Here is a 13,345-nt window from a genome sequence, read left to right on the forward strand (position 1 = left end):
GAAAAAATTTAGTCATGGCCATCAAAAGATCTGGTAAGCAAAATACTGCCAGCAAGCAAAAAAATACCTTTAAAAAAGTTTCCTTCAATCCGTTGAAGTCTATCAAATCGCCCATTCTACGCATCATAAGCAGAGTCGTCCTCTATTTTATTGGTATCAGCCTTTTTTGGGTAATTAGCTTACGCTTTATTAACCCGCCTATTACCTGGCTCATGATTCAACGTGGCTTTGAACTCAAGGAACAGGGAAAGGGATTTAAACTAGAAAAAAACTGGTTGAGTTACGACGAACTTTCGGACAATTTAAAACTAGCAGCCATTGCCGGTGAAGATGCCCATTTTATGACCCACTGGGGTTTTGACCTAAAGGGTATTCAAAATGCCATCAAGAAAAATGCGCAGGGTAAAAAACTGCGGGGCGGAAGTACAATCAGTCAGCAGGTCGCTAAGAACGTCTTTCTCTGGCCGGGACGCTCCTGGTTAAGAAAGGGATTCGAAACTTACTTTACCGTATTAATTGAAACCTTCTGGAGTAAAAAACGTATTCTTGAAGTCTATCTCAATGTCATTGAAATGGGACAGGGAGTTTATGGCGCTGACGCCGCGGCTGAATACTACTTTAGCAAAACCGGAAGCAATCTTTCCAAAAAACAGGCCGCATTGATTATTGCTATCCTGCCAAATCCCCGCGAATGGGATGCGCGTAATCCTTCTGCTTATGTCAACAGAAGAGCAAATGCAATTGCAAAGTATATGCATCATTATACTATTCCTGAATAGTCTATAACACAAAGTGTATCACATTTCTGTGCTCCCAATAGTTAATCACATTTTTAATGATAAGAAAAAGCAACAAAATTTTAAATCTAATTTAAGCTTGTAAAAAGCCGGAACAGCAATATCGCTCATTTCAGTCCCCTGGTAAAGAATTTTTGATCAAATTGAGAGATGGTCTAGCTTTATAAACAAAGGAAAAGGATCTTCAGTACATTTAAAAGATTGATGTTTGACTCAATTCGTAAAGAAAGCCTATTTTTGAAATAAAATCCGTATATATTTCGATCCTATCTCATGTGTCCCGATCATTGAACATTAGAAATGACTGAACATGTTTGGTCTGATAGAATATGTAACACGGCAAAAAAAGACCATTGTAGTAGTCAGTTTATTATTTACCATTCATTATTTCAATCAAGGAGCTACAGCTCAAAGAGTCACTCCCGGTCATCAACGATATGAGTAAATGGATCTTCCAGGAGATAAAAAACACATTGTCGAAAAGCCGGATAGGGAAGGCTATGGCCTATGCATACGCACGTTGGGACATGCTGTCGGAATATTTGCGCGATGGAAATCTGCAGATTGACAATAATCTTATCGAGAATGCCATTCACCCAGTTGCCCTGGGACGCAAAAATTGGATGTTCGCAGGAAGTCATGAGACAGCACAGCGTGCAGCAATGATCTACCTTATTCTTCGCTATCTGCAAAAAGCATGAGGTCACCCCATTTCAGTGGTTAAAACATACGCTAATGAATATAGCATCAATAAACCTCAAAATATAAAAGAGCTTTACCCGCAAAACTTCAAAAAATCAATTGACATGTGTTTCGTCCGGCGGATACGGATCTATGGACCAATAAAAAAAGATCTTAAATACTGTCTTCGATATTATGATAATAAAGTATAAAACTCAAGTTAAACAGAATGGGCCCAATTGAATATCGAGCCCATAATTACAAATCTAATAACTCAATTTGTTCATTCAGAAGGTTCAAGTACCATTTGTTTCTTAAGCGCAACTCATCGCTAAATGCATCCCACAGTATATACCTACTCCAGCTACCGCTGAACATTGAATACCGTCACTACATGTATAGGTTTTGCTTTCTGCCCCACACTGTGTTGTACACATACTGCCTGGCGTATGTGACCCGAATCCGCCGATCATTTTCTTCATTTCCTCTCTTGTAAGAACATCCTCGACATTCATAACACTAATTTTGATTTTTTTCATACCATAATTATTTATAATTTACAGCAAATTAATAAAAAAAATTAAAATAAAAAAAAATAAAAAAACCAATTACTATTTATTATATTTTTCTTCAAAACATTCTTTTTTACGTTTACAACCAATAATGCTAGCTCATAACGACAACTGACATAATCTCATTGCGACTATGTCTTTCCAGTTAATAATGGAATATAGGTGTGTAATAAAAAAACTTAGAATTCAGAATTCCTTTCGTACGGAGTTAAAAATGAGTTTATGGACATTAAAGAAATTTACTTAAGACAGGAAAAACCGGTAAATAATCTGTATATTGATTCCTTAACTCGAAGCTTAGGGGATTAATGTCTGGATGCGTACTATTCCTTAATAATTGGAAGACCCAATTAGCCAGAAATATATCAAACTTTCGGGCACAGTTGTGTAGGAGGTCCAACATAAGTATTACCTATTCTCGCTTAAGGCACCTACAAATAATTAAAAATGTATTGTCGAAGAAGAATATATAAAAAACTCAATGTAAAGAAGTTTAATCTGGTTCCAAATCACCTTTTAATTAAGCAAGAACACTGAGCATGGAAAAGAGAAGACAGCAATTTGTCTATTTTAATATTGATAAAGATTACAAGCATCATAATATCTCTATCCTCTTGCAATGGGCTACTTCATATAAAATCAAATTATTATTAAAAAATGAAAAATGAAGACTTACGTAATTAACCTTATAGAACGATACGATCGTTTAAAACATATAAAACAAGAATTCGAAAATCGGCATGAATTTGATGTCACTTATATAGAAGGTATCAAACATGTCGTTGGCTCTATTGGCCTTATGGAATCTTTTAAGATATGTGTCAAAGATGCAAAAACTAAAGGTTTGCCATTTGTTTTAATATGTGAAGATGATCATATGTTTACATCTGCTTACACATGGGATAAATTGAAAGCATGCGTATCGTGCGGAATGTACGATAAGTTTGATATTCTCTTAGGAGGTGTTAGTGGATTTCAGAACGCAATACCTTACAATGACAACTTATTTTGGATAGAGAATTTTAGTGGGGCTCAATTTACAATTGTCTTTCAGAAATTCTTTGAGAAATTTCTAGAGATTGACCTAGGGCCTTCACAAAATATGGACATCGAATTAAAAAAATATACAAGTAATATTTTTGCAATATTTCCACAAATTTCTGTCCAGAAGTCCTTTGGATACTCAGACATAACGAAAAAAAACAACACAATAGATGTTGAAAGTTATTTTAAAATTTCAGAGGAGCGATTTAAAAAGATTTTAACCATAGATGCATATTATCGAAAAGTAAATAATCGATTTATAGTAGAAGATTTAGATTTTAATATTCCAACATATGTCATTCCGTTCCATGCTCAATATGATATTAAACATTTGAAAATCGAATTTAAGGGCAAAAATGAGTTTGATTTAAGATTTGCATCTCTTGTTAAATTAGCCGATGGATCCATTGATCGATTAAATACATTGAAAAACATTGTAATGGGGGCTAAAATGGCGGACGAAGATGTTATCATTGTGTGTGACGATACGCATACTTTTACCACTGATTACAACTGTTCTAATTTTAAAAAGGCAATTATAAATGCATATTATCTTAAAACTAAAATGTTATTATGTGCTCTTTTAGGGGAAGCTAATAATATCTTATTTATAAATAATAGTTTTTTTTGGATAGATAGTTTTTTAGGTACATCCTTTATTGTATTATATAAAAGCAGTTTTCAGAATATATTAGATCTCATTCCTGACAATATGCTATGTTATGAAGAACAATTATCATCTATAACTAGCAATAAACTTGTATTATTTCCAACTATATCAGTTTCTCGAAATAATAGTGATATAGACGCGCAAATGCGCGCGCAGCATTATGTATGGAATACTTCATACCTATTGACTAAAGAACAACTAGAAAAATTGTTCAAAAAAAGTGTGTTGCTAGGTAGAGTTTAAAATTACAATCTCAAGGGGCATTTTCTATAGCGTAGTGTACAGTTCTGCAGCAGGTATCAATCGGGATTACTTTTTCTTTACGCTGCAAGTCGGTAAACCGTTTTCTTGTTAAGTATCCCCTCGGTCACCGAATAATAATTATGACGGTAGCTCATATGTGCCGGGCGCGTAACTTTTCTGAATCCAACTCCATTGATCTCACACCTTGCTGCTAGCAGGGGAGCAGCGCATCCTCTTCGTGCTGTTCGAACACAATCATCGGGATACAGCTCGTAGTTCCGTGTACGCGCTAAGTGCATGTCTGTTCGTTAACGGCTTTAGTCTGATTGATTCCAGATAGCTTACGAACTCCTTCATCTGCATGTCGATGACACTGTCGACTGCGAAGCGTTCTTTTAGGGGCGGCCAGTGTGCTGGTATCATAAAACTCGCAAAGTACGTTGACAATCTTGACAATATCTTTGTTGCACTTGGAAAGTGTAGAACAATCAAACTTACCAAATAAATCGAGTAGGTATAGCTGCCCAATCTGCGAATTGAAGTTCATGGCCTCGTTTTTCACTAACTGTTGCTACATGCACCACCAATAATTGCAGTACCATTTGACAGTACTCTGTATCCGCCCGATAAACACCGTCTATGAATAATTTTTCCGAGTTGTTATTTTTGCTAGATGAGCAAAGAAGAAAAAAGATTGCAGATGTTTGCGATGATAGCAGACTGGCATCAGAGCGGCCTGAGCAAGAAACGCTACTGCGAGGAAAATGGTGTCAATGAGGCTACATTTTATTATTGGTTTTCGCGCAGTAAAGAAAACGATACTGCCAGCGGAAGCTTTGTAGCGATGGATAATACCGGCAGAAAAGGCGATGTTGAGGTTTATCTACCCCAATGGGGTGCGGATCAAGGTAGATACCGATCTTGGTCTACTTTCCCAGTTGATCCGTCTTTACTGATATGTTTTCATTGGGGTCTTCTCACCGTTTTTATTTATATGATGGACACTGCGACATGCGCAAGAGTTTTGACGGGCTATGCGGCCTGGTTATATCGGTGATGCAGCGGCAGCCGACCAGTGGAGAGGTATTCGTGTTCCTAAACCGTAGCCGTACCCATATCAAGCTGCTACACTGGGAGCACGGGGGCTTCGTGCTGTACTACAAGCGTCTGGAGCAGGGTACTTTTGGCTCACCGGGACTTAAAAAGAGGGAGTTTTCCTGGAGTGGCCTGGTACTGCTGGTCGAGGGTATACAGGTGGTAAAGAGCATACAGAAAAAACGTTATTCACTGCCCGGAAAACAGCTTTTTTGATTGCGGGAATGCTGGTAAAACCGTATCTTTAGGATATGGAAACAGCGCTGGGATCCCTCTCGAAAGAAGACCTTCTGAAGGTTATTTCCAGCCGTGACCGTACATTGAAAGAGCGTGACGAAAAGATCACAGCCCTATTCGAAGACTCCTCCAAAAAAGACGAAAAGATCGGATATCTGGAATCCCAGCTTGCCATGTACAAACGCATACAGTTCGGACAGAAGCGTGAGCGTTTTGAGGGCGACCCCAACCAGACCGCACTCCCGTTTGAAGCAGGGCCTGTAGAAGTAGAGCAACAGCAGGAAGAAACCAAACAAAAGATCGAGTATACACGCAAGCGCCCTAACCATAAGGGACGTGCTAAGTTACCTGAACATCTACCTGTAGAAGAGATCAGGATCTATCCCGAAGGTGACCTATCGGATATGATCTGCATCGGAAAAGAGGTCACCGAAGAACTGGAGTGCGAACCGGCAAAGTTCTATATCAAACGTTATATCCGCTATAAATACACGCCTAAAAATGGAGATGGCGTACGTATCGGCGAACTTCCCGAGCGTGTCATCGACAGGGGTATCCCCGGAGCAGGCTTATTAGCGATGATACTGACCGGAAAATATCAGGACCACCTCCCGCTGTACCGACAGAAACAGATCTTCGCCAGGGAAAATATACAGATCGCTTCTTCCACGATCGAAGGCTGGACAAAAGAAGCGCTGATCAAGCTTGAGCCACTTTATGAACAATTGGTCTTCGATACAAGAACAAAAGGTTACCTGCAGGCTGACGAGACACCCATAAAAGTACTTGACAGCGATAAAAAAGGCGCTGCCCATCAGGGCTGGTATTGGGTATACCACTGCCCATTGGACAGGACCGTACTGTTTGACTATAATCCTTCACGTGGTGGTCACGTGCCTAAATCCATGCTGGATAACTTTAAGGGTTATCTGCAGACGGATGGATATCCCGCCTATGATAAATATGGCAAAAAGAAAGATATCACCCATCTGGCCTGCTGGGCACATGCACGTCGTGAGTTTGAAAAAGCCTTGAGCAATGATCGCCCAAGGGCTGAAAAGGCGCTGCTGATGATACAGGGGCTTTATAAGATCGAGCGTAAGGCAAAAGAAGAAAACCTATCACCCCAACAGATCAAGGAGCTTCGTCTAAAAGACTCGCTGGATATCATCAACGATATGGGCAAATGGATCTTTGAAGAAATCAAGAACACCTTGCCAAAAAGCCAAATAGGAAAGGCCATGGCCTATGCCACTGCACGATGGGATGCGCTTTCGGCATATCTGCACGATGGAAGCCTGCAGATAGACAACAACCTCGTGGAGAATGCTATCAGACCCGTGGCCCTCGGTCGCAAAAACTATCTTTTTGCAGGAAGTCATGAGGCTGCTCAGCGATCGGCGATGATATATTCATTCTTTGCTATCTGTAAAAAGCATGAGGTGAACCCGTACCAGTGGTTAAAACATACGCTAATGAACATAGCATCCATAAACCATAAAAATATAAAAGACCTTTACCCGCAGAACTATAAACAAATTAGCGACAAATCAAATATGTAGTTCATAGGGCGGATACGTACTCTTGGATCTTAGAAGCTTGTTTGACAGTTCTTCGCTTGCATCAAGTATAAGTTGATCAAAAGCGTTAAGTATCTTAATAGTTGTTTTATTAATGGCCACGACATTGTGACCATTAATAAAACACATGATTATGTATAACCCAGTTTATGTAAAGTTTTACATAAGCTGAGACGAAAAAACTACCTCTTTTGCTAGCAGTCATGAAGAAGCAAAGCGTGCCGCTATGATCTATTCATTCTTTGCCATCTGTAAAAAACAGGAAGTAAACTGGTTCCAGTGGTTGAAATATAACTTGGAAAATATCATGTCCATCAACCACAAAAATTTTAAAAATCTCATCCGCAGAACTTTAAGGATATTACACTGCAATCAAACATGTAGTTCGTCGGCCGGACACGTTGCTCCCCGGATTTCAGGTTGTCAAGTTTGACAGTACGCGGAATATCTCCAAAGTACTCGAAAGCTTTAATATGGCAGTCCAGAAATTCGTCAACCCGCTGGCTGGTCACCAGTTTATAAAAGCCGAAACGGTTATCGTACCGAATCATTAAAATTTCTTACTTTTATTAGGATGGGCATTTCTGTGGAACCTGCCCATATATCACGAAATCTACGTGGCATTCTTCTTCCAGATCGCTATGTAGGGAAAAAAACTCTGCTTCTTTAATGTTTCGATACTCCTTCCCATACTTGGGTAGGATTCATCCCCAACATACTAGTTACGAAGGTGCTGATGGATAAGTATGGTACCCAAACCCATTTCCTTATACATCTGGGTATCATCCAAGCAGTCGTCAAGCAGCTTTGCCCCAACTGGCACAACGGCTACTCTAAACCATGGGACAGGTCTTCCTATATTCGGGAAACGGTCTTGCGGCACAACCCAAGTTCCGAGGCTATCTCACATATGGATTTCCCGTGGGATAGCAGTGTTTTTATCGTATTATGCATTGCTACTTTATACATAATGTCTGACTTAAATACCCCGACAATTAGACCTTAATTAGACGATTATGGTGGCAGCCTTCTAGTGAGAATATATGGGGGAGTAGTGATATTTAACACTCCCCAAAGCATACCAGATACACCTTTACCTATGTTCACTGTTTGGATGTTTTCTTTTATTATCATGAAGACAGGTTGGACTTAGGAGCGAACATTTTACATCTTATTTAGAAACATATAATCACAAGTGTAAAAATAAGTTAACCTAACTTAAGTTTATCAATCAATAAATTTTGAAAAATAAAAATTTTATCCTACCTTAGTTGTACCCCAAGGGAGTTAGATTAGCCTTTGCTAATTAATAGTCAATATAAGTCGTTATTAAGAAACCGAAAATATAATTGAAATTTTGTTCCGAAAAGAAATTAAAACTTATTTAGTTTCTGTAAAAACAATTTATACTAGATGCCTAATAATAATATAGTCAGAAGCTTATGGATAGGATCGACATTGTCGAAAATTGAATTATTATGTATCAATTCATTTCTACAAAATGGACATGACTTTTATCTGTATATATATGATGAAATAAAAAATATCCCTGAGGGCGTTAAGATTAGGGATGCAAATCAAATAATTCCCAAAAATGAAATCTTTTTAGACAGTTCAGATTCTTGGGCCGCTTTTTCTGATTGGTTTAGATATAAATTACTTTATACACATGGAGGTTGGTGGACAGATTTAGATGTAATTTGTCTTAAATTTTTAGATTTTAAAACGTCTTATCGTTTTGCATCAGAATTGTATTATAAGGATAATGAGCCACATCCTTTAGTTACTACATCTCTGATTAAATCGCCAACCAATGCTGAATATCTTTTTGAAATTTTAGATTATATTGAAAATGAAACACATTCTAACGTCAATTGGGGTGAATATGGCCCCAAATTATTTGACTTAATTTTAAAAAAATATAATTGTACACCTTATATTGAGCCACCGGAGGTTTTTTGTCCAATCAATTGGGATAAAATAAATTTATTTTTTCTTAAAGATCCACCTACAATTTCGTGTAGATCCTATACAATTCATTTATGGAATGAGATGTGGACTCGATTAAAAATTAATAAAAATACTACTTTTGAACCTTCTAGTTTACTGGAGGTTTACAAAAATAAATTTAATTCTTATTAATTGTTTTTCAATTATTTTGGTAGCAACCAAAATCCTAAATATCTTGTTACGAGCTAAACTGCTTGCGCTAAGGATATATTTGAAATAAACATAGCTCCGAAAATATGAAGAATGAAGTATCAGTTATTATGCCATGCTATAATGCCTCGGATTACATAGAGATGGCAATCGAATCTATTTTAAATCAAACAATGGAAGATTTCGAGTTTATCATAATCCTTGACGGCTCCGATATTAAAACTTTTTCGATAATTAAAAAATATAGTGATCCAAGGATTCGATTATATAAATTCAAAATAAATAAAGGGAATTATATTGCTCGAAATTTTGGAATTCGCCAATCTAGGGGACGATATATTGCAATGTTTGACTCAGACGATATATCTACACCTGATAGGCTAGAAAAACAGTTAGACTATTTAAAAAACAAAAAAGAGGTCGGGGCTATTGGAAGCAATTATAATTTGATCGATAAAGATAATAAGGTTATAAGCGATGAGATCAAGCGACCGTCTGATTATGAAACATTTAAAATAAAATTACTAGAAGACAACTATATGCTTCAATCCACTATCTTCATTAATCGACAATTTTTAGATAAATATAATATAACTTATAATGAATCTTATAGATTTGCCTCTGACTATGATTTTGTCTTTCAGTGCAGCAAATTCTTTCCGATATATAACCTTGATCAGAACTTAGTAAGCTACAGGGTTCACGAAAAGAGCATTAGTACTAGCACTTTTGACGAACAGCAAGCCTTTGCTTCTGAAATCAGAAAAACAATCTTTTTACACTATTTTCCGGAATTAAACAACCAAGATTTGGATAACTTAGACATTTTGTTAAACCGATTTACTTTACAACGTAAAATTAACATGACTTCTTTACAATGTACAATAGACAAGTTATTAGATTTTGATCTTCAACACATTAGTTTTGGTAATGATAGAATTTATAGTTTCTTGTCTGAGAATATAGAACGATTATACACCCGAATTAGATAGTGTTCCTTTATTAGAGATATATTGTATTTGATCTCTCCCCGAATTTAGGGGTATTCTAAAGTAGAAAATTCCGCTGGTTTGACCTGGTTTTCGATAAACATTTCCGGTGTCAAATCTCTTAAACAGCTGTGAGGTCTGAAGGTGTTGTATCCACCCTCCAGACTTCAATTTTTTCCTTGGCATCTTCCAATGAAAGGAACCAATGTACGTTTAAGCACTCGTTCCGAAAACTTCCATTGAATGATTCAATATACGGATTATCTGTTGGTTTTCCCGGCCTGGAGAATACTAACTCCACCTGATGTTCGTAAGCCCACCTATCCAGTTCCTTCGAAACATCAAACTCTGATCCGTTATCAACTTGGATTTTTCTCGGCGTTGTCTGCTGGAATAGCCTGAGTTCTTCTAAAATAGCGACCACATCGCTTCCTTTAAGCCCCTGTCCGACTTCAATAGCCATGCATTTACGGCTATAGTTATCCACTATAGTTAAGCAGCGGATTTTCCTACCATCGAACAGTGCATCAGCGACAAAGTCCATACTCCAGCAGTCATGCAAATTGGAAAAAACCGGTCTCTCGGATCGATGCGCGGCGGCGCGGCAGCGTCTGGGCCTTTTCACCCGTAGATTTAAGCCTTCTTCCTTATAAATTCGATAAATCCGTTTTTGATTATCGCGCCAGCCTTCACATTTCAATAGAACAACGATCCGTTCTATACCGTAACGGACACGTGTTTCAGCAATGCTTTTTATGCGAAGGCGTAACGGACCGTCATCGCGTCTTTTGTGTTTATAAAACCAAACTGAGGTGCTCAGCAGAGATACCTCGCATGCTCTGCGTAGGGAAATTCGATAATCAGAAATGAGTCCGCTAACCATTGTTCTACGCTGCGAAGGCTTTAAAACTTTTTTTAATACATCCTGGAGCATCTGTTTGTCCAGACTGAGATCGGCCACAAGCTTTTTCAGCTGTGCATTTTCTTCTTCCAGTTGCCGAAGCTTACGTAACTCCGACACGCCCAGACAGCCATATTTCTTCTTCCAGTTGTAGAATGTAGCCTCGCTGATACCCATTTTTCTGTAGACCTCTTCCACGCGGATACCGGTCTCGGACTGTTTGATCGCAAAGGCGATCTGTGCTTCGGTAAACTTTGATTTTTTCATCGCTTTTCCTCCCTTTTAAAATTAGTAATTCATACCCGAATTCCCTACTTCTAAATGCTCCAGTTTTTTTGGGAGAGGTCAGAATCGTTATGCCTTAGTATTGATTCCCATTTAAATTTGATATTCCATTAAAGATTCTAAACATTTTTCTGCACTTTGCATGATTTTAAATACTTTTTTTCCGACATATAATGTGGCAGAATCCGCTACTCTTTTCTCATCAAAGAATTTCTTCAAGATCATCGACCTTATATCCCTCTGGCAATTCTCTTCCATTAACAAAGATTGTAGGTGTTGCGCGTATTTTCATTTTATTACACCATGAGTTCATTTTTTTCACCTTTTCAATTTGCAATTTAAAATCTTCGTTTATGGGAAACCTTGAAGCAAAGCTATCATAATTTTTATCTTGGTCTAAATACCATGCATCTAATGCCATTGTTAGTTTTTCTTTATCAGATTTTTCATAAAGATCCAAGATATGTGCAACTGGAAAAGTCGCTTTATCATTTAACTCTCCCGATGCTGTAAAGATTATTCGAACTTTTATGTTATTACTATTTTTAACAATACGATCCAAAATCAAATGGGCTCTCGAACAAGGATTACAATAAGGATTGCAAACTTTTATTATTTCAAGTTCAGCTTCGGGATTCCCAATAATTACTCCTAAATCACTCACAGGAAAAGAAATGGTTGCACTTTTATTTAATAAGCTATCGAATACTGTTGGATCATACCTCAATCTTTTCCATCTTTTTTCATACTCTTTAGAGTTATGAGCGGTCTTTATAATAGGAATAACGTAAGAAAATAGTACAAATATAAGTGCTCCATATGATATTAACAGAATTGTATCTAACCAATGAAATGCCAAAGCCCCCCCAAAAATATTAAATATTATATATAAAAATAAATTAACCAGAAGAACAAGCTGAATTCCTAAGCACATAACACACCATTGTTTAACGACTTTCCATTGGTAATAGATAGAATATACAATGTAAAAAGAAGCTAAAAAAGAAGTAATTTCCCAAAAATAGAATATGGAGATTTGTTTATTGAAAATTAAAAGACTTGTAAATAAAAAAAAGAAATAACTTCCACCAATCACTGACCAACTTATACCTAAAAGCTTGGCTCCTTTGGACAAAAGTACAGCATCACAATTCACGCCCTGTCCAAAACCACCACATATCTCCCGAATAAAAGGATTTTGTGAATCTATCTCATGCCAAATAATTATTAAAGATAGAACAAATCCTATGGTACTCGTCATAGATAATCCAAATCTCAGCAAAAAAAATTGGTCTAAATTTAACCCTTGAAAGATTATACAACTTGAAAAGAAAATCAATAAAAAATAAATTGGAATATGAGAAGTCATCTTATAAATCCTCTCTCTCTTCTCATTCTTTACAAAGTCAATTTCGTCTACCTTTTCAGTTCCATCTATTAACAAAATTACTTCCTTATCTATACTTTCAAATTCTTTCAATGAATTTGTTATTAATATATTTTTGTGAGGATCTAAATAGGTTATTTCATCTTCACCAACGCAAGTAACTACAGTAAATTCAGGGTCTCCCCAATCTTTTTTTTGAATTGCACATATAAATGGTATTTCAAAATCTATATACTCATATTTGTTTTTTTTTACTGCTGCACTACTAATACCAAATTTCCTTAGAGCTTCACTTACCGTCCAAAAAGATGGATAATCAACATGTTCTTCCAATAGTGTTTTTAAATTACTTTTTGTAAATCTAATTTCTAAAATATTTAATATATATTCTATTGAAAGAAAGGCGCTCGACCGCCGTTTATTAAAAAATGAGAATCCCATAAATAAGTTTATATAATTTAAAATAAAGATATTATACTTACACGATCTTTCCAAATTAAATTATCATAGTATAAATCAAATGAGATTATTACTTTACATTATCTATAGCTTGACATCACCTTTATCACAAAAGCCATCATAGAAAAAGAATCGTTGAGATGAATACCGCGAATTGGTATAGACGGATAACAGTAAAGAAAGACCTAGGTGACTTTCGACCTTTATATGGAGCTATCAAAGATTGCATTTTGATAGCTTTTTTC

Annotated in this window: 12 protein-coding genes and 2 pseudogenes; 9 read left to right on the plus strand and 5 right to left on the minus strand. The window is 36.7% G+C overall.

Annotated features, from left to right (window positions below; all coding sequences use genetic code 11):
- Positions 1 to 14 precede the first annotated feature (14 nt).
- Both mtgA and HMAT_RS21945 read left to right on the plus strand, forming a co-directional pair.
- Positions 15 to 779, plus strand: a complete 765-nt coding sequence (gene mtgA / locus HMAT_RS21940; RefSeq protein WP_104384982.1) for a monofunctional biosynthetic peptidoglycan transglycosylase — start codon at positions 15 to 17, stop codon at positions 777 to 779.
- A gap of 413 nt (positions 780 to 1,192) precedes the next feature.
- Positions 1,193 to 1,594, plus strand: a pseudogene (locus tag HMAT_RS21945) (transposase); the annotation flags it as partial.
- Between the two features lie 198 nt (positions 1,595 to 1,792).
- Here HMAT_RS21945 and HMAT_RS21950 read toward each other — a convergent pair.
- Entirely contained in the window at positions 1,793 to 1,993 is a 201-nt protein-coding gene (locus HMAT_RS21950) for a hypothetical protein (protein ID WP_158656045.1), read from the minus strand.
- A gap of 721 nt (positions 1,994 to 2,714) precedes the next feature.
- Here HMAT_RS21950 and HMAT_RS21955 point away from each other — a divergent pair.
- A complete protein-coding gene (locus HMAT_RS21955) occupies positions 2,715 to 4,007 on the plus strand; it encodes a hypothetical protein (RefSeq protein WP_104384984.1) in 1,293 nt (430 codons plus the stop codon).
- Positions 4,008 to 4,296: 289 nt separating this feature from the next.
- On the opposite strand, the gene HMAT_RS27110 is transcribed toward HMAT_RS21955, so the two are convergent.
- On the minus strand, positions 4,297 to 4,554 hold the full coding sequence (locus HMAT_RS27110) for a hypothetical protein (RefSeq protein WP_158656046.1): 258 nt from the start codon (positions 4,552 to 4,554) through the stop codon (positions 4,297 to 4,299).
- Positions 4,555 to 4,680: 126 nt separating this feature from the next.
- Here HMAT_RS27110 and HMAT_RS21960 point away from each other — a divergent pair, with 126 nt between their 5' ends.
- The 4 genes and pseudogenes from HMAT_RS21960 to HMAT_RS27490 form a co-directional block, all read left to right on the plus strand.
- Complete coding sequence (locus HMAT_RS21960; protein WP_233789501.1) at positions 4,681 to 5,064, plus strand: hypothetical protein; 384 nt, start codon at positions 4,681 to 4,683, stop codon at positions 5,062 to 5,064.
- Positions 5,019 to 5,318: an IS66 family insertion sequence element accessory protein TnpB gene (tnpB, locus tag HMAT_RS21965; protein ID WP_158656047.1), complete on the plus strand. Its 300-nt coding sequence runs from the start codon at positions 5,019 to 5,021 to the stop codon at positions 5,316 to 5,318. The genes HMAT_RS21960 and tnpB overlap by 46 nt, the downstream gene beginning before the upstream one ends.
- Before the next feature lie 35 nt (positions 5,319 to 5,353).
- Complete coding sequence (locus tag HMAT_RS21970; RefSeq protein ID WP_104384986.1) at positions 5,354 to 6,901, plus strand: IS66 family transposase; 1,548 nt, start codon at positions 5,354 to 5,356, stop codon at positions 6,899 to 6,901.
- Between the two features lie 186 nt (positions 6,902 to 7,087).
- Positions 7,088 to 7,303, plus strand: a pseudogene (locus HMAT_RS27490) (IS66 family transposase); the annotation flags it as partial.
- Positions 7,304 to 7,774: 471 nt separating this feature from the next.
- Here the strand turns inward: HMAT_RS27490 and HMAT_RS27820 are convergent.
- A complete protein-coding gene (locus HMAT_RS27820) occupies positions 7,775 to 7,888 on the minus strand; it encodes a helix-turn-helix domain-containing protein (protein ID WP_158656048.1) in 114 nt (37 codons plus the stop codon).
- A gap of 444 nt (positions 7,889 to 8,332) precedes the next feature.
- On the opposite strand from HMAT_RS27820, the gene HMAT_RS21980 reads away from it, so the two are divergent.
- Both HMAT_RS21980 and HMAT_RS21985 read left to right on the plus strand, forming a co-directional pair.
- Positions 8,333 to 9,061, plus strand: coding sequence for a glycosyltransferase (locus HMAT_RS21980; RefSeq protein WP_104384987.1), 729 nt, complete (start codon positions 8,333 to 8,335; stop codon positions 9,059 to 9,061).
- A 104-nt stretch (positions 9,062 to 9,165) separates the two neighbouring features.
- Positions 9,166 to 10,071 carry a glycosyltransferase gene (locus tag HMAT_RS21985; protein WP_104384988.1) on the plus strand — a complete coding sequence of 302 codons (906 nt, stop codon included), beginning with the start codon at positions 9,166 to 9,168 and terminating at the stop codon, positions 10,069 to 10,071.
- Between the two features lie 44 nt (positions 10,072 to 10,115).
- On the opposite strand, the gene HMAT_RS21990 is transcribed toward HMAT_RS21985, so the two are convergent.
- Both HMAT_RS21990 and HMAT_RS21995 read right to left on the minus strand, forming a co-directional pair.
- Positions 10,116 to 11,236 (minus strand): IS3 family transposase gene (locus HMAT_RS21990; RefSeq protein WP_371412057.1). Its coding sequence is split into 2 segments (ribosomal slippage): positions 10,116 to 10,222 and positions 10,222 to 11,236, totalling 1,122 coding nucleotides; the frame shifts between segments, so codons are not numbered across the junction.
- A 220-nt stretch (positions 11,237 to 11,456) separates the two neighbouring features.
- Complete coding sequence (locus tag HMAT_RS21995; RefSeq protein ID WP_104384990.1) at positions 11,457 to 13,082, minus strand: vitamin K epoxide reductase family protein; 1,626 nt, start codon at positions 13,080 to 13,082, stop codon at positions 11,457 to 11,459.
- Positions 13,083 to 13,345: the final 263 nt, after the last annotated feature.

The organism is Sphingobacterium sp. HMA12 (genome assembly GCF_002933815.1).
In the GTDB taxonomy this organism is placed as follows: domain Bacteria; phylum Bacteroidota; class Bacteroidia; order Sphingobacteriales; family Sphingobacteriaceae; genus Sphingobacterium.

Bases quoted from the DNA above. Each gene is read 5' to 3' on its own strand.
- mtgA (WP_104384982.1), top strand. From the start codon at position 15: ATGGCCATCAAAAGATCTGGTAAGCAAAATACTGCCAGCAAGCAAAAA.
- HMAT_RS21955 (WP_104384984.1), top strand. From the start codon at position 2,715: ATGAAGACTTACGTAATTAACCTTATAGAACGATACGATCGTTTAAAA.
- HMAT_RS21980 (WP_104384987.1), top strand. From the start codon at position 8,333: ATGCCTAATAATAATATAGTCAGAAGCTTATGGATAGGATCGACATTG.
- HMAT_RS21950 (WP_158656045.1), bottom strand. From the start codon at position 1,993: ATGAATGTCGAGGATGTTCTTACAAGAGAGGAAATGAAGAAAATGATC.
- tnpB (WP_158656047.1), top strand. From the start codon at position 5,019: ATGCGCAAGAGTTTTGACGGGCTATGCGGCCTGGTTATATCGGTGATG.
- HMAT_RS27110 (WP_158656046.1), bottom strand. From the start codon at position 4,554: ATGAACTTCAATTCGCAGATTGGGCAGCTATACCTACTCGATTTATTT.
- HMAT_RS27820 (WP_158656048.1), bottom strand. From the start codon at position 7,888: ATGTATAAAGTAGCAATGCATAATACGATAAAAACACTGCTATCCCAC.
- HMAT_RS21995 (WP_104384990.1), bottom strand. From the start codon at position 13,082: ATGGGATTCTCATTTTTTAATAAACGGCGGTCGAGCGCCTTTCTTTCA.
- HMAT_RS21970 (WP_104384986.1), top strand. From the start codon at position 5,354: ATGGAAACAGCGCTGGGATCCCTCTCGAAAGAAGACCTTCTGAAGGTT.
- HMAT_RS21960 (WP_233789501.1), top strand. From the start codon at position 4,681: ATGAGCAAAGAAGAAAAAAGATTGCAGATGTTTGCGATGATAGCAGAC.
- HMAT_RS21985 (WP_104384988.1), top strand. From the start codon at position 9,166: ATGAAGAATGAAGTATCAGTTATTATGCCATGCTATAATGCCTCGGAT.